This is a genomic window from Lactiplantibacillus daoliensis (assembly GCF_005405005.1).
In the GTDB taxonomy this organism is placed as follows: domain Bacteria; phylum Bacillota; class Bacilli; order Lactobacillales; family Lactobacillaceae; genus Lactiplantibacillus; species Lactiplantibacillus daoliensis.
Genome location: NZ_BJDH01000003.1, coordinates 321,911 through 340,709 on the forward strand (window position 1 = coordinate 321,911; position 18,799 = coordinate 340,709).

12 protein-coding genes and 1 riboswitch are annotated in these 18,799 nt (G+C 43.5%); of the genes, 7 read left to right on the forward strand and 5 right to left on the reverse strand.

All coding sequences use genetic code 11. The features are described from left to right. Positions 1–724 precede the first annotated feature (724 nt). The 3 genes from nhaC to FFM64_RS05785 all read left to right on the forward strand — a co-directional run bounded on the left by nhaC (position 725) and on the right by FFM64_RS05785 (position 3,752). Positions 725–2,155 (forward strand): Na+/H+ antiporter NhaC, encoded by a 1,431-nt coding sequence (gene nhaC / locus FFM64_RS05775; RefSeq protein ID WP_137607045.1) that lies wholly within the window; start codon positions 725–727, stop codon positions 2,153–2,155. A gap of 159 nt (positions 2,156–2,314) precedes the next feature. Then, on the forward strand, positions 2,315–2,644 hold the full coding sequence (locus tag FFM64_RS05780; RefSeq protein WP_137607046.1) for a type II toxin-antitoxin system RelE/ParE family toxin: 330 nt from the start codon (positions 2,315–2,317) through the stop codon (positions 2,642–2,644). Beyond that, positions 2,634–3,752: a HigA family addiction module antitoxin gene (locus FFM64_RS05785; protein WP_137607047.1), complete on the forward strand. Its 1,119-nt coding sequence runs from the start codon at positions 2,634–2,636 to the stop codon at positions 3,750–3,752. The genes FFM64_RS05780 and FFM64_RS05785 overlap by 11 nt, the downstream gene beginning before the upstream one ends. 49 nt (positions 3,753–3,801) lie before the next feature. Here FFM64_RS05785 and FFM64_RS05790 read toward each other — a convergent pair whose 3' ends face one another. Further along, entirely contained in the window at positions 3,802–4,899 is a 1,098-nt protein-coding gene (locus FFM64_RS05790) for an SIS domain-containing protein (RefSeq protein ID WP_223876905.1), read from the reverse strand. 271 nt (positions 4,900–5,170) lie between these two features. Beyond that, positions 5,171–5,269: riboswitch (purine riboswitch) on the forward strand. 72 nt (positions 5,270–5,341) lie between these two features. Here FFM64_RS05790 and ade point away from each other — a divergent pair. Then, positions 5,342–7,015 (forward strand): adenine deaminase, encoded by a 1,674-nt coding sequence (ade, locus tag FFM64_RS05795; RefSeq protein WP_137607048.1) that lies wholly within the window; start codon positions 5,342–5,344, stop codon positions 7,013–7,015. 730 nt (positions 7,016–7,745) lie between these two features. On the opposite strand, the gene FFM64_RS05800 is transcribed toward ade, so the two are convergent. Continuing rightward, positions 7,746–9,575: a heavy metal translocating P-type ATPase gene (locus FFM64_RS05800; protein ID WP_137607049.1), complete on the reverse strand. Its 1,830-nt coding sequence runs from the start codon at positions 9,573–9,575 to the stop codon at positions 7,746–7,748. A 1,021-nt stretch (positions 9,576–10,596) separates the two neighbouring features. Here FFM64_RS05800 and FFM64_RS05805 point away from each other — a divergent pair. Together FFM64_RS05805 and FFM64_RS05810 are read left to right on the forward strand one after the other, a co-directional pair. Continuing rightward, positions 10,597–12,264 carry a BCCT family transporter gene (locus tag FFM64_RS05805; protein WP_137607050.1) on the forward strand — a complete coding sequence of 556 codons (1,668 nt, stop codon included), beginning with the start codon at positions 10,597–10,599 and terminating at the stop codon, positions 12,262–12,264. Positions 12,265–13,013: 749 nt separating this feature from the next. Continuing rightward, positions 13,014–14,243 carry an ArgE/DapE family deacylase gene (locus FFM64_RS05810; RefSeq protein ID WP_171000308.1) on the forward strand — a complete coding sequence of 410 codons (1,230 nt, stop codon included), beginning with the start codon at positions 13,014–13,016 and terminating at the stop codon, positions 14,241–14,243. 40 nt (positions 14,244–14,283) lie between these two features. On the opposite strand, the gene FFM64_RS05815 is transcribed toward FFM64_RS05810, so the two are convergent. After that, the gene (locus FFM64_RS05815; protein ID WP_137607052.1) at positions 14,284–14,706 is read right to left on the reverse strand and encodes a hypothetical protein; all 423 of its coding nucleotides are present in this window, start codon (positions 14,704–14,706) and stop codon (positions 14,284–14,286) included. 222 nt (positions 14,707–14,928) lie between these two features. Next, entirely contained in the window at positions 14,929–15,849 is a 921-nt protein-coding gene (locus FFM64_RS05820; RefSeq protein WP_137607053.1) for an aldo/keto reductase, read from the reverse strand. A 981-nt stretch (positions 15,850–16,830) separates the two neighbouring features. Here FFM64_RS05820 and FFM64_RS05825 point away from each other — a divergent pair. Further along, positions 16,831–17,814, forward strand: coding sequence for a serine hydrolase domain-containing protein (locus FFM64_RS05825; protein ID WP_137607054.1), 984 nt, complete (start codon positions 16,831–16,833; stop codon positions 17,812–17,814). Between the two features lie 50 nt (positions 17,815–17,864). Here FFM64_RS05825 and FFM64_RS05830 read toward each other — a convergent pair whose 3' ends face one another. Next, entirely contained in the window at positions 17,865–18,380 is a 516-nt protein-coding gene (locus tag FFM64_RS05830; RefSeq protein WP_137607055.1) for a VanZ family protein, read from the reverse strand. Positions 18,381–18,799: the final 419 nt, after the last annotated feature.

Genomic DNA, 18,799 nt, shown 5'->3' on the forward strand with positions numbered 1-18,799 from the left:
CGGGCTTTTTCTAAGCCGGAGAACCGCCGACTAAGAAAAATTGCACCACTGAGCCAATTTTGAACCGCCCGACGTTAAATAGCGTGCTCACTTTCGGCTTGCTGAAACAATGTGAGTCTAGCCGTGAGGTTGGTTTCTAAAATGCTCAGCCATGAAATTGGACTTAGTGCGGGTGAAGTTTTCCCGGACTTAGACCAAGGTCGGCTTTGAAGACCGTCCTTTGGCTTCAAAACGACCCATGGCGTTCCAGCATTTTAGAAACCAATCGGTAGGCGGCAAGAACAATCACTTTTAAGCAAAAAATTAGAAAAAGATTAAAATAATGTCTTGACGATTAAAATCAATGGTGGTATTGTTAATCACAAGTTAATAAGCGAACGTTAAATGTTACATCAAGTAGATGCAGGTCTGGGTGTCAGGAAGTCGGTGGTTGCTGCGAACCGATCAGGAGCTGTCATTGAAATACGGTAACAGAGTTCCAGATTTGGACGGGTAATAACTAGAACCGTTATCTTCTAGTGAGTGGGGGATTTTTTAATGAATCCTCAACCTGGGTGGTACCGCGACTAGTCTAATCGTCCCTGTTGTTCTAACGAACAATGGGGACGATTTTTTTATATGAAGAGGATGATTAGGATGGAAATTAAACATTGTGGTGGGATTGCGCGATATCAGGGCTGCTAGTTGGTTGTTGCTGAAGTTTTGATTAAAGGAGTTTTTAATCATGAATAAAACCAAAAGTACCCCGAAAGTTAGCACCTTAGAAGCAGTTATCGTATTGTTAGTCGTTTTAGGAATTATGAGTCTCGGTGTCATTGGGTTCAGCTTGTCACCTCAAGTGCCAGTTCTATTGGCTATGGGTGTTGTGACTGCCTGGGCAATGCTCCGTGGCTTTCCATGGTCCGCAGTCAATGCCGGAATTAAAGAAGGCATTGATCAAGGGATTATTCCAATCTTTATTTTCATTTTAATTGGCGCCATGATTTCCACTTGGATCGCCGCTGGGACGATTCCAACGTTGATGGTGATTGGCTTTAAATTAATTAATATCCAGTGGTTTTTACCCTCTGTTTTCATTGTTTGTACTTTAGTAGGTGCCGCTGTTGGGAGTGCCTTCACGGTGACGTCTACTGTCGGAATTGCCTTCTTCGGTATGGGGGTGACGATGAACTTGAACCCCGCCTTAGTTGCCGGTGCGATTATCAGTGGTGGGATTTTTGGGGATAAGCTATCGCCATTATCTGAAACGAATAATTTAGCTTCAGCGGTCGTTGACACGGATTTATTTGACCATATCAAGCACTTGCTCTGGACGACCTTGCCAGCCGGTTTAATCAGTCTCGGTTTGTTCGCGGTATTAGGCCACGACAACGCCAACGTTAGCTTGGCAAAAATTAATGAAACGGTCGCTGTTTTGAATGGTCACTTCAGTGTTTCTGCATTAGCCTTACTGCCAATTATCTTAGTCTTCGTCTGTGCCGGCTTTAAAATGCCTGCCATTCCAACGATGCTTCTAAACATCTTTGTTTCTGCTGGCCTGATTTTATTTGAACAGCCTAAAATTACCATGACCAAATTAACTGCTATTATTAATACAGGTTTTGTTTCAAAAACGGGCAATGCTAGTGTGGATACATTGTTATCACGTGGCGGTATCGTTAGCATGATGAGCATGGTTGCATTAATCGTTGTCACGTTATCTTTAGGTGGTCTGCTGATGAAGTTTGGCTTGATTGGTCAAATCATGACCCCAATTGCCAAGCACTTAACGAGTGATGGTAAGTTGATCACTGCCGGCATCTTAACTTGTATTGGCGTCAACGTCTTCGTTGGTGAACAATTCCTATCCATTATCTTACCTGGTCGGGCCTTTCGGAAAGCCTTCAATGATGGTGGCCTGGCCGATCAATCGCTTGGACGTGTCCTAGAAGATGGTGGGACAGTTATTAACTACTTAGTTCCTTGGGGTGTTGGTGGGGTCTTCTTAACGACAACCTTAGGCGTCCCAACGGTTCAATACTTACCATTCGTTTTCTTCAGCTTACTCTGCCCAATTATTTCAATTATTAGTGGGTTTACTGGTATCGGTTTGGCACATGTTGGTCAAACGAAAAAAGCTAAAGCTAAAATGGCACAAGCAACTGAAATCAATTAAGAAAAAGTGGTCCCTAACAAACCTGGTATCTTCCCAGTTGTTAGGGGCCATTTTACTGCAAAATGCAAGTATATTTGATATTGTGATGTCTTTTGACTTGTTACATTGGAGATTATGTTATAGTATGTGTAAAGATATTAACCAGAGAGGTTACACATTTTGGAAATTAACGCCGAAACAAAAAAACTTATGAAAGTACTAAGCTCTCATAAAGTAATGGTCAGGGAATACGGTGATAAGATTTCAGTAAAACTCATGCAGCGAATAACTGAACTCTCGGCAGCTTCAAGCTTAGTTGAAATCAGCCATTTACCGCCTCCACGGTTGCATCAATTGACCGGAAAATATAAGGATTGTTTTGCAGTTGATTTAACCAGAAATGTACGGCTAGTCTTTCGGGGATTAGACACAGATAATAATGTGACGACGGTGAAAGAAGCCGTGGTTGGTATTTTGGTGAGGGAGGTTATAGATTATCATGGCCATTAAAATGTATAAAGTAACGCCAGATTATGTGACCGAGCCAAGTGACACCATTCGAGAGTCATTAGAAACGTTAAGCATGACTCAGGCTGAGTTAGCTGAAAAAATGGGTGTTACGAGAAAACATGTTTCGGAGTTGTTGATGAATAAGTCACGAATAACTTCACAAACCGCCAATCAATTAGAATTTGTTCTAAATGTTCCTGCTAAATTTTGGTTATCTTTACAAAGCCAGTATGATGATTTTATTGAAAAGCAAAAACAAGATGAACTGTTGGCCGAGCATGTTCAATATGCGGATAAGTTTCCGTACACCCACATGGCTAAGTTAGGATTTGTTCCTAAGACGACTGATAAGTCTGAGCGCTTGAAGAATTTGTTACGCTTTTTCAGAGTATCTTCATTTGATGCTTTTAAGAAGCAAACTGAGCAAAATCCGTTGTTAGTTGGGGCATTTAGATCAAGTTCAGATAAGTTTGAAGTTGATAACTTCGCCTTGCAGTCGTGGCTACAAGCTGGGACACTCATGGCTAATCAAATTTCAACTGAAAATTTTGACGCTGATCAGTTAGAACAAAAGATTCCTGAATTTAGGAAGTTAGTTCAATCGACTGATTCTGAGGTGTTTATGCCTAAATTGCAAAAACTGGCAGCTTCAGTCGGGATAGCTGTTGTCGCCGTTCCGGAACTACCCAAAAGTCGGGTAAGTGGTTCGACGCGCTGGTTATCACCTTTTCCCAAAGCAATTATTGAGCTAAGCTTTAGACAGAAGACTCATGATAGTTTTTGGTTCACCTTCTTTCATGAACTAGGTCATCTCGTTTTACACAATAAAACGCCTTTTTTTACAATTAATAAAAAATACGGTGATAGTCTTGAAGAAGAACAAGCTGATCAGTGGGCAGCAGATACCTTAATTCCTAAGTGTGACTGGCAAGTGTTTGTTAGTGAAGAAGATTTTAGTAAGCATGCTATCATCGCTTTTGCAAAACGAATCCAAATGCACCCGGATATTGTCCTTGGTCGTTTACAGAGTGACCATTATGTCGACTATCGTCAATTTTCAGAATTACGAATTCATTATAGTTGGCAGTCCAAAAAGCTAACTAAATAACAACATAAAAGCAGGTAACCTTTGATTGAAATAGGTTGCCTGCTTTTAATTATTTGTCTGTTTTCAAACTAGCTTGAAAGTTATCAAAAATTGGATGTGACAAGTTGATTCCCTTAGCTTTTGCAATGAACCAAGAAAGGACTTGGAACGGAATAATCGCCAATAATGGTACTTTGAGATCATCCTCAATTGGATAAAGTTGCAACGTTTGCTCGTCGTTGACGGCGGGTTGCTCATCGGTAAAGCTGATCGTGTAAATATGTGGTGTTAACCGTGATTCATACGATTTGACCGCTTGCATGGTTGCCATCACATCGGGCTTGGTGGTCATTTCAACGTAGAATTGGCGGTGCGTTTCGTGAGCACCAAGGTAGCCGCCATGGGTGAACTCAGATAGGGTGTAGCCACGAGTTGGCACCCGGACGATTTCGGTGAACTTAGTTTGCATTTCGGCAAGGGTACCAGCTAGGCTGCTGGCACCGATGCTTGTAAATTCAGTTGCCAGCCCGAAGTCAATCGTAAATTTACGGTAATAGTCATTGGCCCGTTGGATGGTTTCGTTCATGTGTTCAATGATCAGTCCGAAGTCATCAAGTTCTTGATTGGCTGCTAGTTCCGTGAGTAAGTCACGGTCGGCAGCGCTACGTAGGCTTAAGAACATGAGTGACAAGACGATAGCATTGTAACTGAGCGTAATATACGGGATTGTTTCTTTGCCTGTGAGCAGATTGAAGCTGGTGTCTGCGAGTGTCACTAAGTCGCTTTCTTTTTGAGCTGTCATCCCAATTGTTGTGGCATTTGTACCGGCTTGAGCTTTTTTCACAGCGGCAAGGGTTGTTTGATTAGTGCCACTGAGCGAAATGCCAATAATTGTATCAATGGCGGGATTAACGTGCCCGTAATTTAAATAGGCTACGGCGTCCTGAACCTCAACCTCAATGTCGGCCATTTTTTGCATATAAGGCCGGGCACTTTTGGCCGCATTGAGACTTGAAGCAGTTGTCAAAATTAGCCAATGCTTAGTTGTCTTGGGAACGTTGGCCAGGGCAGCGGCCGTCGCATCGGGATAAGCCGACAACAGGTTGCCGAGCACCGTTTGTTCCCGGCGAATATAGGACAGCATGGTTGGATTATTCATCATCATCATTAGAAATTGCACCTCACAAAAATTAATGCGTTAATTAATAGTTATTTTAGTAGTTGTTAATAGCATAGTCGGTCATTGCGGTGAAATCAACGCTGAATCAATAATAAATTGTGTTCAATCGTTGTGATTAGCCCATTTTAAATGGCGACCGGTAGTCACAGTTTCAGCTAGTCAATGGCTGTCAGTTAGTTAAGCGATTAAGTGCTGAATGGGCAATACCTTGGGTTGCATTTGAATTGGAAGTCTGCTAAGGTTACTGACAAACAAAAAATATTTAACTAAATTAATTGCCTATATAATGCCATGATAAGGATGGCGAGTTTCTACCCAGCACCGTAAATGCTGGACTATAAGCGAATTGAGTCGAATGACTTCCGGAGCTCTTTTTGCGACGGGTGGCAGTCGGCTCTTTTTCTTTCTGAATAGGCAGAAGGAGCACAACGTGACTGAAAAAGTGGATTTGGTAATTACTGGTGGGCAAGTGTTAAACGTGTTGACTCGTGAATTTGAGCAGACCAGTTTGTGGATTAAGGATGGTCACATTATTAGCAACTTGAAGGATGAGCCCTATCAGGCTGAACAACGTTACGATGCTACTGGTAAGTGGTTAGTTCCGGGCATGATCGACGCGCACGTGCATATGGAAAGTTCGATGGTGGCGCCGAGTGAATTAGGGAAAGTTTTGTTGAAACATGGGGTGACCGCAATTGCGACTGATCCGCATGAATTAGCGAATGTTGCTGGGACAGCTGGCATTCAATATTTGATTGACGATGCACGCCAGACACCACTGGATGTTTTCTTTATGTTGCCGTCATCAGTGCCTTGTGTGCCCTTTGACGATAATGGTGCGACGTTACATGCGGCAGATTTACGGCCGCTATATGCAGAACCAGAAGTTCGCGGTCTTGCAGAAGTGATGGATTATGGCGCGGTTGAACGTGGGGACCAAGATATGTTGGCGAAAATTCGAGATGCGAATGCGCATGGCTATCATGCGGATGGTCACGCGGCCGGCTTGAATCCACATCAATTAAACGTCATGCGAAATGCTGGTTTGGATACGGATCATGAATGTACGACTGTTACCGAAGCTTTGGCGCGTGTGAAGGCCGGCATGTATGTTTTCTTACGTGAGGGAACGGTTGAACGGGACGTTCTTGGGACGATTGGAGCGGTCACGGAAGCCAATGCGAGTCGTTTCGCTTTCTGTACGGATGATAAAACCATTGCGGATTTAATCACGGAAGGGTCCATTGACTATAACGTTAAATTAGCAATCAAGAACGGGATGCGGCCGGCTTTGGCCTACACGTTGGCAAGTTATCATGCCGCTAATGCCCACCGTTTGAATGATCGTGGGTGTTTGACAGCCGGGAAGCTGGCGGATTTAGTCGTCTTGGATGATGTTGATGCAGTGACGATTGAGCGAACAATGAAGGCCGGTCAATGGGTGACGACAGAAGCAGCGACGCAACCATTACCATTTACCGCAACTCGGATTCATCAACATGCGACGCTTGCTGAATTGAAACTACCCTTGAAAACTGGTCACGTGAATGTCATTGGGGTACAACCTAACCACATTGAAACTGATCATTTGCTTTTTGATGTTCCAGTAGCTGATGGAGAATTTCAGACCGATTTAGCACAAGACGTGCTAAAAATGGTTGTCGTGGAACGGCACAAAAATACTGGGCGAGTGGGTGTTGGGTTAGTTCATGGCTTCCAATTGAAGCACGGTGCAGTTGCTGGTTCTGTTGCCCATGATTCTCATAATATTGTGGCGGTGGGGACGTCAGATATGGCTATTCTACGGGCAATTAATCAGATTACGATGACAAATGGCGGGATCGCGGTAACGGATGATGAACAAGTTATTGCAGATATGCCGTTAGCAATTGGCGGACTATTATCGGCCAGTTCCTATCAAGTTGCCACGCAGCAACTCGGGACGATCAAGGCCGCCTATAATCGAATTTGTGAAACGGAGATTTCGTTTGATCCGTTTATTACTTTATCATTTTTAACGCTTCCCGTAATTCCGACGATAAAACTAACGGATCGTGGTTTGTTTGACTATGAGTCGTTTAAGTTGATTCCAGTGGAAGCGTAACTTATTGCTGCTTTCGATAAGCAAGAGAAATTATATGATCATAGTAACTGAAGGTTGAAAATTGCTGTTCTGTGCCACTACGTCAATAATCAGGCGGCGAAAACTAGTTGATTACTGTTGCTTCCGGTTGTTGCCGATAACATGCGGACGAGGGACCGGTTCAAGCCTTAGAAACGTCTTGAGCCTCGCCCGGAAGCTTTGCCAAAATCGCAAATCTACCGGACCGTCTGTGGTGTAAGACCGCACTTCGACTGGAGCCGTCCCCCATAGCACACCGATTTTGACTGACGGAGCGCTGAGTTTGGCCAAGCCTACTTTAAATGTGACGGTTACTGGTACTGGGACATTTGTGATGGTTTTGCTACGTTCAACCTTTAGTGATAATAAAAAAAACAGATTGCAACTTAAGCAAATCACCTAGAGATGGTGAATGCTTACAGTTAGCAATCTTTTTTTTTGTTTTTAGAAATTAACTTTTCTGACAGCGTGGGAGAAAAACTCCCAGTTACTTTTTAGTCTGTTTACTCCGCCGCCAAGCAAAGTAGAAGGTAATCAACATGTAGAAAAAGTCGACTGGAAGGGTTTCTCTTAAGGGCACATTAAGCAAAATGACTGAAACCAAGGTTAAGACACCAATGAAAATTAGTGCGCCTTCCGACCAGTCGAGTATCCATTTTGGCAATACAATCACGTCCGTTTCGTTTCAATCCAGCTTACCACAATTCGGTGATTAATTTTGACGAATCGCAGCTGGCTTAATGGCTGCTCGAGGACGATCACGCAATGCCCGAAGTGCCCACAAAATGGAAACCGTGTCGACAACTTCTTGTAACATGGCCCCGAAGAGCGCTGGAATAATCCCAGAACTAGCAATCAACATTAAAATAGTACAGATCGCAATCCCAATCCAGACAGATTGCTTAGCAACGGCCATCGTGTCTTTAGCGATTTGAATGGCGGTCACCACGCGACTCAGGTCGTCTTTCAAAATAACGACATCGGCTGATTCACTGGCAGCGGTTGAACCGTGTGCGCCCATCGCGATCCCAACATCAGCGACGGCTAGGGAAGGTGCATCGTTAACGCCATCTCCGACCATAATCACCGGCCGGCCAGCTTCAGGAATCGCTTTTAGATTCTTGATTTTGTCGGCAGGGAGTAAATCGGCTTGAACGGTATCAATCCCAACTTCTGCCGCAATCTTGTCGGCAATGGCACGTTGGTCCCCGGTGAGCATCATGACGTTTTGAATCCCTTCAGCATGGAGCGCTTGTAAGGTGGCAGCGGCTTCCAGTCGAACGTTGTCGATAAAGGTAATGACGCCGGCGTATTGATCATCAATGCCCACGTAAATAGCTGTTTGGGCCAATGGCTTTTGTGATGTACTTGGGTCGACAAAGCTTAATTTCCCGACTTTAACTGCATGGTCATCAACTTGTGCCGTCACACCATTCCCAGTGACTTCTGCTAAGTCATTGGCTGTGCTCAGCGGTGTATGGTTGGCATATTTAACAATCGAACGAGCTAAAATATGGCTTGAGTTTTGTTCAGCGCTTGCGGCCAAATGTAAGACTTGTTCTGCCGTAAAACCGGCTTGAGGAATGATCTGGTTGACAGTTAATTGACCACTAGTGATTGTCCCAGTTTTATCAAAGGCTGCTGACTTCGCGGTGGAGAGTTTTTCTAACATGTCACCAGTTTTAACAACAATCCCATTTCGACTGGTCCGGCTCATGCCAGAAACGAGTGCAACTGGGGCAGCTAAAATTAATGGACAAGGCGAAGCAACAACTAAGACTTCGGCAAAACGATGTGGATCACCACTCATGGCCCAAGCGACCCCAGCGATCACGTAGGCCACTAATGTAAATGGCACGGCGTAGCGATCGGCTAAACGAACGAACTTTGCGGGCCGAGCTTCGGATTCTTTAACTAATTTAACCAGCTGTTGATATTGACTATCGGCGGCGACTTTATCTACGATCATTGTGACAGCACTATCACCATTGACAGCTCCAGACATTAAGTCATCACCAACCACTTTTTCAACTGGCTTGGATTCACCTGTCAAGGAAGATTCGTCGAAGAGTGCGGTCCCATCAATCAAATGACCATCAACGGGGACAAGTTCGCCCGGTTTTACGACTAATTGATCGGCAACACTCGCTTCTTCAACGGGAATATCTGTTAATTGACCGTCAACGAGACGGTGCGCGGTACGCGGCGAATTATCTAGCAAAGCCTTTAACTCAGTATTGGCACGTTTGGCAGCATAATCTTCCAGTGAGTCACCACCGGTCAACATGATTAAAACGACCAGTCCAGCCCAATATTCACTGACGACTAGGGTAGCGACGATCGCGGTGATGGCTAATAAATCCACCCCATATTTACCAGAACGTAACGTTTTGACCATTTCAACAAACATGGAAAGAGCCATGATTGACCCCATCAACGTAATGATTATTTGTGCGGCTAACTGTTGGTGTAAGCCAAATTCTAAGATTAATGCCACAATTCCAACACTAACTGTTAAAGTTAATTTGTAATAGTGTCGCATTTATAACCCCTCCTATTGAACTTTGTAATCGGTTCCTTTATGATTAGCACAAGCGTAACACTAAAATGGCTCAATTTAAACAGATAAGAATGATTCTAAACAAAACATAATAATTTGCGAAAAATGCGATTATTTTTCTGAAAAATCACCTAAAAAGACCGGTTAAAAGGTGGCTTAAGCTTATCATGATAGGCTTAAACACCCGTCAAACCGGTCATTTTACATTATTTCTAATGCTAGTATACTAATAGATGAATATCAGATATCAGAATAAATACTGAAATCAGCATTTGTATTAGCGGTGTCGCGTGATACAGGTGGTAACTTGTTACCCTGTTGTGCGACCTTTTTGTGTATGATGGCACCATTTAAACTTGCTAGGTGACTGCATGCAACTAACTTATCTGATAAATTCAAGGGGGTTATCCATTAGCAAGATATTGAATATAACAATTTGATCGTTACGTTGTGTGTAAGAGTGTGAGTCGGCACGGGTTGCGACTGAGCATTAGGATGGCCGAACAATGACTCGGTGTTTTTCCGAGTGATTGTCCGGCAACCCTAAGCGGAGGTCGTAGTGCCGGCGAACACGTTTCTACCTTAATAGTCGAAACGTGTTCGCTCAGGCAGCGGGTTTCGCTTGCTACGCCAGTCACAGAATGCCAAAAACGCATTATGTGATTGGCTAGGCAATGCTCACCAGCTCCCGTCTTCGCTCACACTCTGGCACTAGCTATCAGCGCTAAATATGGTGAATACCAACGTAGATTACGCAATTAAAAATTGTCAGTATGGCGTCCCGCGGAATTCAACCAACGGAAAGAAGGAAATTCTGCTACTGATTTTGAGTTAGCACAAACCGAGTTCTGCAGACAATGCCGATTAAACCTTATTTAATAAGGGTACTGAGTGCTCCGAGGAATCAATCTCGGAGGGGTGTACCGATTGCTAGTCGGAAATTAACGCGTGGGGACTCCCAGTTGTGGGAGGAAGAACCACGAATATTTGATATAGAAAGTATATGTTCAGTAGCAGGTTTATTATTTTAAAAAGCAAGAATATTGATTGGTGGGTGTATTTACCAACGATTGGGTTATTTGCTGTCGCTTCAGTTTTTCTGTTAGTTGGTGGTAAATCCTTGGAGACTGGTTTAGGCTCAATTCTGAACTGGTTAACGGTTAACATGAGTTGGTTGTACATGCTCGTTTACGTCATCAACTTTATCTTCTTCATTTACTTGGCTTTTAGTAAGCTCGGTAAAACCAAACTTGGTGGTCCCAAAGACAAACCGGAATTTTCAACATTCCATTGGGGCAGCATGGTTTACGCAACGGGGATCGATGCCAGCATTTTAATGTTGAGTATTGCCGATCCATTGCGATATTTACAAAGTCCATCATTTGGCGTAAAGCCATTTTCAAATTCCGCGTATAACTATGCGCACATGCTCGGCCAGTTTAATTGGGGGCCGATGGCATGGATGATGTTCGCACCAGCCACCATTGGAATTGCTTATGCAATGTATGTGAAGCATGTCAAAGTGCAACGGCTCAGTGCCGCCATTTCAGTTTTAGCAGGTCCGGGTCTCGCTAAACAGCTGGCCCGCAATGTCATTGATTTCTTAGTCATTATCGGCATCATGGGTGGTGTCGGGACTTCTGTTGGGATGGAAATTCCCGTCATTTCAAAAGTTTTGAGCGCTGTTACCGGGATTGCCGATACGATGACCTTAAAACTTGGCTTGTTTGCCATTCTATTTGTCATCTTTGCTGCAGCCGTCTTTAATGGTCTCAAACGTGGGATTGGCCGGTTAAGTTCAGCCCACATTTGGTTAGCGATTGGCTTCTTAGTTGTCGTCTTATTGGTTGGTCCAACGACTTATATTTTGAATTCTGAAACGAATAGTATTGGATTATTTATCAATAAATTTGTTAGTTTAAGCTTCAATTCATCTCCAAATGGGCCAATGACCGCTATGCAAAGCCAGACTATTTTCTATTGGGGCTGGTGGTTATCCTTTATGCCAGTGATGGGTTTGTTCATCGCGCGGATTTCACGTGGTCGGACGATTCGCCAAGTCTTAGGTGGTATGTTACTTTGGGGTTCTTTAGGTTGTGTGAGCTTTTATGCCATTTTAGGTGGGTACGCCTTGTACTTACAAAAGATGGGTATCGTTAACTTAGTTCATATCTTGAATACCCAAGGACAAGCGGCAGTTATCGCAGCTGTTTTGACTACTTTGCCACTTAAAATGATCATGTTAGCTTTGTATTGCTTATCATGCTTCATTTTCTTGGCAACGACGGTTTCTTCATTTGCCTTTATCACGTCATCATTTACAAGTAAACAATTATCTGTTGGCGAGCAACCTAGTCGTTTTAACCGGATGAGCTGGGTTGTCATCTTCCTCTTATTCTCATTAGGGTTAGTCACGGTCGGAGGGTTCAAAGCCATTCAGTCCATTTGTGCGATGTCTGGGTTCCCATTGATCGCGGTTTGTCTGATTTTGTTAGTTTCTATTTATCATGATTTGACGACAGATCCAGTGAAGGAAGCAGCTAAGGTCGCTGCGAAAGAGAAAGTTGCAGCGAAACGGCAAGCATTAGCTCGCGATGTTGAAATCTCAACTAAATCCGACTATGCAGGTGAACGACGCGTCAGTCGTAAATCTGCTTCGGAAACGGACTAGTTTATAAAATTAAATCAAATCAAATCGGCGGTCTGCATGATAAATGCGGGCCGCTTTTTCAATAACGAGGGTCCGTCAGCTTGCCTTTACGTAATCTAAACAAGAACTTTACTAGATAGTGACATTAGTTTTACACCAGACTTCTATACTTATTTTTGTAATCGAAATAAATGAGGCAAGGTGGTCACTGATGGTGAAGATGATTGGTAAACTGATGGCAGTTTTGGGATTGGGACTATTGATTAGTGGTTGGGGGACCCTGGTTCGGTGGCATCAGCCCCAATCAGTCTCCTTTCGCTGAGCCGTCAGGGACCAGTTTGCCGGTTTTATTACACCGACAGCAGCGGCCAGGAATCCTAATATTACCGCCGGCAGCAGCGAAAACTTTGCCGACTAGACCGATGCCGGTCAAAGCACACTGGCAGTCTAGCGTTCGAGTCGGCATGTTTAAGGCGATGCCGAATTAGGCGGTATCGGTATGACTAAGGTCAAAAGAGATTGGGTAGATCTGTTCAGGGAGTAGTTATTTGGAGGAATGGTTCGGCATAGGTGGGCCTTGATAATGGGGATTATCGAGCTAGGTCGGATCATTAGCAGGCTTGATCATGGTGATCAGGTCTTTTTTTGTTGCTCTTTTTAAGTCACCTTACCAAGGTTCGCATATCATTGTCTTGGCCGATGATTCGAACTATGATGACTTTAAACTGATTATCACAGTTATTGCTAACGGAATTGAGAGGATGTTATGTATGGAGCGTGCTGAAAAGATTGAGATTTTACGTCAATTGGTTAAGATTCAGTCTGTCAATGGTAACGAACTGGCTGTTGCGGAATATCTAAAAAGGGTGTTTGATCAAGCCCAGATTGATTGTCATGTTTTACCAGCCGGTGATCGACGGGCGAACTTGGTTGCAGAAATTGGTAGTGGTAACCCCGTTTTAGCAGTGTCTGGTCATATGGATACCGTTGCGGTTGAGCGCGCTGATTGGAATCAAGATCCGTTTACTCTGACGACAGTCGGCGATGAACTGATTGGCCGAGGCAGTTGTGACATGAAGAGCGGTCTAGCGGCACTAGTCATTGCGATGATTGAGCTGAAGGAACGAAAAATTCCACTAAATGGGACGATTCGGTTATTAGCGACGTATGGCGAAGAGTTTGCGGAGCAAGGTGCGGCAGACCTGACTGCGGCGGGATATATGCAAGGTGTGAGCGCACTAATGATTGCTGAGCCAACTGGCTATAACATTTGTTATGCGCAGGCTGGGTCGGTGGACGTGACGTTGACGTCTAAAGGGAAGACTGCGCATAGTTCCATGCCAAAAATGGGGAATAATGCGGTTGCTCACTTGGTGAATGCCTTAGTTCAGATTCAAGAAAATATTGCCACGTTAACAGCTGGCATTAAAAATGAGGTGTTGAATACCGAAACGTTGTTCAACATTGACGTTTTCCACGGCGGAAATCAAGTGAACACGATTCCTAATTTGGCTGAAGCGCAGATTAGTATGCGGACCATCCCGGAGGTTAGTAATGCGACGTTAATTAAGACTTTTGAAACCACACTTGCACAATTCAATGCCGCCAACGGTAGTGACATTAGCTTGCAAGTTAATATGTCTGTACAACCAGTCGTCGGTGATCCTAATGGTCGGATGTTACGACTGATTCAACGGCTAGGGCAGCCGTATTTAGCAAAAGCTAAGTTTACGCCCACTGAACTTAAAATTACCGAATTGGCGGCGAAGTCAATGGGATTGGCCTTAGGCGATAAGGTCATCCCAGCAGTTGGTGCCCCGGGTGGGACGGATGCACGACGGTTCCTCATTGATCAACTTGCCGGCGCAGACTATACCGTCTTTGGTCCGGGAAATTTCAGCTCACATCAGGCAAATGAATCAATTTCAGCGACGATGTACCTTGATTTCATTGACTTATATGAGGAACTCTTTCCAGCGTATTTGGCTGATCAAGCGTAATAAAAAACGGATTCGGCAATCGCTGCCTAGTCCGTTTTGTTTATTTTGCTTTTTTCTGTTTTGGTTGTTGCTTCTTACGATCACGCAATGCTTCTTTAAAGGCATTGATGTCTTCAGCGTGTTTAGCGGACCATTCCTTATAGTTTGAATGTGAGTCCGTATCACTGATCTTTAAACCAGTTTCCAACCAGAATAAGGCCTCAGTGAGTGAGCCAAAATTGTGAAACCAGAGTGTGTGACCATTGTCGGAGTCCATGGCAACGTAGGATTTGTAGTGGGGGGTTAAGAAAGTGTGTTTCACAATCTTAAACGCCGCCCGACGACGAGTTAATTTATAGTCCGGTAAAATGTAGCGTCCCGGATGGGCTAACCGCGGAATCGAATTCTTACGTTGTTCCTTATATTCCGTCAGCATTGCCTTGGCGCGGTCAGCGTTGATGAGTGTAATGTTGAATTTTGACATAGCAGGGCTCCCCTTGATCATGCAGTTAAAATAGTTGTTTGATTGAATAATAAATTGCTACTTACAGTACTAATCATAGCGCAGTTTTACTAAAACTCGAAATATAAAAACTTGAATTTTAAGGGATTCGTGGCTTCTTACGCTAAACTTAAAGAAAATCGGGACGGTCCGTAAAAAAGACGTTGTTTGCCAGTTTGATGGTGAACAACGTCTTTGGTTAGATTAAGGTAAATCATTCCCAGCGGCAAAGTAAATGTCGTACCATTCTTGCCGAGTCAAGTCGATATCGGCACCGGCGGCATTTTCTGCCAAGTGTTTAGGATTCATAGTGCCCAGGATGACCTGGATTTTAGCGGGGTGGCGTAAGATCCAAGCAGTGGCAATCGCGCTCTTGCTCATGTGCTTTTCATCAGCGAGTGCTTGCATCGCGTCGTTCAACTTAGGAAACTTCGGATTATCCAAGAAAATACCAGCAAAATTGCCATATTGATAAGGTGACCAAGCTTGGATAGTCATATGGTGGAGACGAGAGTATTCAATGATTTCGCCATCGTGGTTAATACTACGGTCATCTTGCATATTTGTGTGGAGGCCAAAATCAATTGCGCCGGTATGCATGACGCCAAATTGTAGCTGGTTGATCATTAAGCGTTGGTTGACAGCGGCTTGTAAGAGCTCGACTTGCATGGGATTAAAGTTGGAGACGCCAAAGTGCCGAATCTTACCACTGATTTGTAATTCGTTGAAGGCTTCTGCGACTTCATCAGGGATCATCAATGGGTCTGGCCGGTGAAGTAGAAAGCTGTCTAAGTAGTCCACGCCTAAGCGACTGAGTTCGCCATCAACGGCATTAAGGATGTGTTGTTTGGAGAAGTCGTAACGCTTTCCAGGAACAATGCCACCCTTGGATTGGATAAAGAGTTGGTCACGACTCACTGTGGACTGCTTTAGTGCTTTGCCAAAAATGGCGGATGAGTCACCACCACCGTAGATGTCTGCTGAGTCAATATAGTTAATTCCTAAGTCAACCGCAGTTTCAATGACTTTGGTGGCCTGATCAACGTTTAAACTGTTCATGCGCATGATGCCTAAAGCGACTGCGGATGTCTGCATGCCGCTTTGGCCTAAATTGAGTGTTTTCAAACGAAAAATCCTCCTTAGAGTTTAGTACCAGTATACGGGTTGATGATAGGGATGTAAACGGTTGCGACTGGTTAGTAAGGAGGGTGTTTTCTTCTATATAATATTAGTTGGGGAACCATCAGATTTTTTTCGTCTAACGGTTGACGTCTAAAATGCTGGAACGTGGTAAGTATATGAATGACTTAGTTAAAACGGCTGCAAAAAAATAGAACCCAAGGCTTCTCAACTTGAGTTCTACTTATGAGGAATAATCCATATTAGCAAGGAATACTTGTTCAGTGTTCTTAATACGTTACACCTTCATGCTTATTCAATTTTACGTGTGTCCAACTTCTAACGGACTAACCCGTATTTATTGTAGCTATCTGCTCTAGTCGATCAAAAGTACCTAAATACTTGATTCATGACTCTTCAAACGGGTTTTAACGAAAGCCGAACTCGCGTTTAAAACTTAGGAATGTCTTCGTAACAGACATGCACCTCCGTTTAAACTTTTTAAAACCTGAAGCTTACAATGGAACTGTACTAGTGGAACTTTAAACTTGGCATCGGCGACACCCTGTTTCTAATCTAAAGATTAAAACTTGATAGTCTAGATACACCAATTAATTCTGTTGCGGTTATCGTTAATTCAAGGGTTAACGTTCAGCCATCCAACGGAAAATCTCACGACACTCGCTAGACCGATAACGCTTCAACGCCCGAAATGGTTTCGATAACGACCATAACTTGTCTTGCTAGCTGTCTAACATTACAGCGACAGCCAATGCTCATTGAGAAGCTTGCTAATGAGGATTAATTTCTTTCCTCACTTAGTATACTAACAGATAATGTAAGCGGTTGCAACACTAAAACACTTAAAATTTAAAAAGTTATTGGCGTTGCTTTTATCCGGATTTTCGTTATGATAAAAGAGTACGACAGTCTGCAAGCCGCATGGGTTTGACGTGACGGCAATGACGAAAGGTAGGCCCATAACACGTGATTAATAAAATAGCAGCATACATTGATAGTTGTATTGATGCTGGTGATATCTATGGGGCATCGTTTAGCGTGATTACGCCCCAAGGTGTGAATCAATACTATCATGGTAAACAAGGCAAAGATGATTTTGCAATTGGGTTAGATCCCTCGATGATTTATGACTTAGCTTCAGTAACTAAAGTGGTGGGAACCACAACACGGATTTTTCAATTACTTTCTGATCATACGATTCGACTAGATGATCCGGTAGCGCGTTTTCTGCCAGGGTTTGCTCACAAGGAAATTACAATTGAAGAACTTTTGCTTCACAATAGTGGGTTACCGGCGGATATTGATAATTTGACAAATATGAATCGAGAAGATTTAATTGCGGCAGTCTATAACGCTGAACTCATTAATCAGCCGGGTGAAAAATATGTCTATTCTGATTTAGGCTATATCATTCTTGGTTGGATTATCCGGACGGTGGACGGTGCTTTGGCACGCAGTATTCAAGATCATGTGTTGTATCCGCTGGCTATGACGAATACGGGTTATAATTTAAATCGGCCCAAGATTCGTTTTGTGCCAACTGAGTTTGATCCGCGACGCGGCCAGATTCAAGGGCAAGTTCACGATTACAAGGCTTTTCTACTAAACGGTGAAGCTGGCCATGCCGGAATGTTTTCAACTTTGACTGATTTGACTGTCTTTATTGAAATGATGTTGAATTTTGGCGAGTATCAAGGCAAACGTGTCTTAGATGAGAATGTCTTCGACTGGTTAGGTGAACATGATTCGGAAGGCCGAACGCTTGGCTGGGAACGCTACAACGGTAAACATCAGTATCTGCATACTGGATACACTGGGACGGCAGTAGCTTTTGACCTAGACCGGCAAGTAGGACTGGTCCTATTGACGAATCGCGTTTATCCAACGAGTGATAATCGTGTCTGGAATCGTGATCGACAACACGTTTTTGAGTTATTCTTTAATGATTAATTAAAAAGGACGTTAGGTGGGCACTTCATTGAGTGCTCATCTAACGTCCTTTATTTTTGTAGCCAACGGAACCCAGGGATGCGGCTGATTAAATGATAACAACCAAAGCCTAGGATGACGCCTGCCCAATTGGTGAGTACGTCGTCAATATCGATCCAACGATTGATGTGAACGAGCCAATCTAAAACAAACTGCCCGGTTTCTAGTGAAACCCCGGTGAGTAGGCCCAATAAGATGATTTCTCTCCAAGGACGGTTAGGCCAATTCCAGCCAACTAAGAAACCTAAAGGCATCGTTAGCAAGACATTCAACCAAAAGCCTAGGTCTAGTTGGCGGATTGGATTAGGAATGATCTTGGCGGGACCTAATGTGATATAGGGAAGGACGACACTACTGCTAAAGCTATAGTTTGTAGGTGTAAAACAGAATGCGGTTAAAACCCAAAGGAATAGCAGCAATGCAAGTCGTTTAAAGCGATAACGTTTTGTGATTGGTCGTCGCCAGATATGAAGACTGGCGATCAGTGTAAACAAAGTCAGTATGATGAATGGGAACCAGGCTAGCATGACAAGCACCTCTTTTGTGTTGATGTATGTGGGCTTATTATAAGGAAAAACAAGGTGTTTTGCCAAATTATGAAAAAAGATGTCGAAAAACATTGACACTTTCATTTCAAATTGGTATATTAGTACACGTTGCTGCTACGACAGGTCAGCCTAGTGCTGGTGAAACGAAAAAGATTATTGAAATTAGTTGTTGACAACTTCTTCAGTAATTGATATGATAGTTTCTGTTGTCGCAACGGCAACGATAGTTGAAAAAGCCCATTGAATTCTTTGAAAAAAGTATTTGACAGTAAGCGCTTCAGATGCTATGATGATTAAGTTGCGTTGAGGTAATCAACCAATAAATTAGACCTTTGAAAACTGAACAAAGTTTCGACAAATCAAATGTGTAGGGTCTAGCAATCTTCGAGATTGTTAGC

Bases quoted from the DNA above. Each gene is read 5' to 3' on its own strand.
- FFM64_RS05805 (WP_137607050.1), top strand. From the start codon at position 10,597: ATGTTCAGTAGCAGGTTTATTATTTTAAAAAGCAAGAATATTGATTGG.
- FFM64_RS05800 (WP_137607049.1), bottom strand. From the start codon at position 9,575: ATGCGACACTATTACAAATTAACTTTAACAGTTAGTGTTGGAATTGTG.
- FFM64_RS05810 (WP_171000308.1), top strand. From the start codon at position 13,014: ATGGAGCGTGCTGAAAAGATTGAGATTTTACGTCAATTGGTTAAGATT.
- FFM64_RS05815 (WP_137607052.1), bottom strand. From the start codon at position 14,706: ATGTCAAAATTCAACATTACACTCATCAACGCTGACCGCGCCAAGGCA.
- FFM64_RS05830 (WP_137607055.1), bottom strand. From the start codon at position 18,380: ATGCTAGCCTGGTTCCCATTCATCATACTGACTTTGTTTACACTGATC.
- nhaC (WP_137607045.1), top strand. From the start codon at position 725: ATGAATAAAACCAAAAGTACCCCGAAAGTTAGCACCTTAGAAGCAGTT.
- FFM64_RS05790 (WP_223876905.1), bottom strand. From the start codon at position 4,899: ATGATGATGATGAATAATCCAACCATGCTGTCCTATATTCGCCGGGAA.
- FFM64_RS05785 (WP_137607047.1), top strand. From the start codon at position 2,634: ATGGCCATTAAAATGTATAAAGTAACGCCAGATTATGTGACCGAGCCA.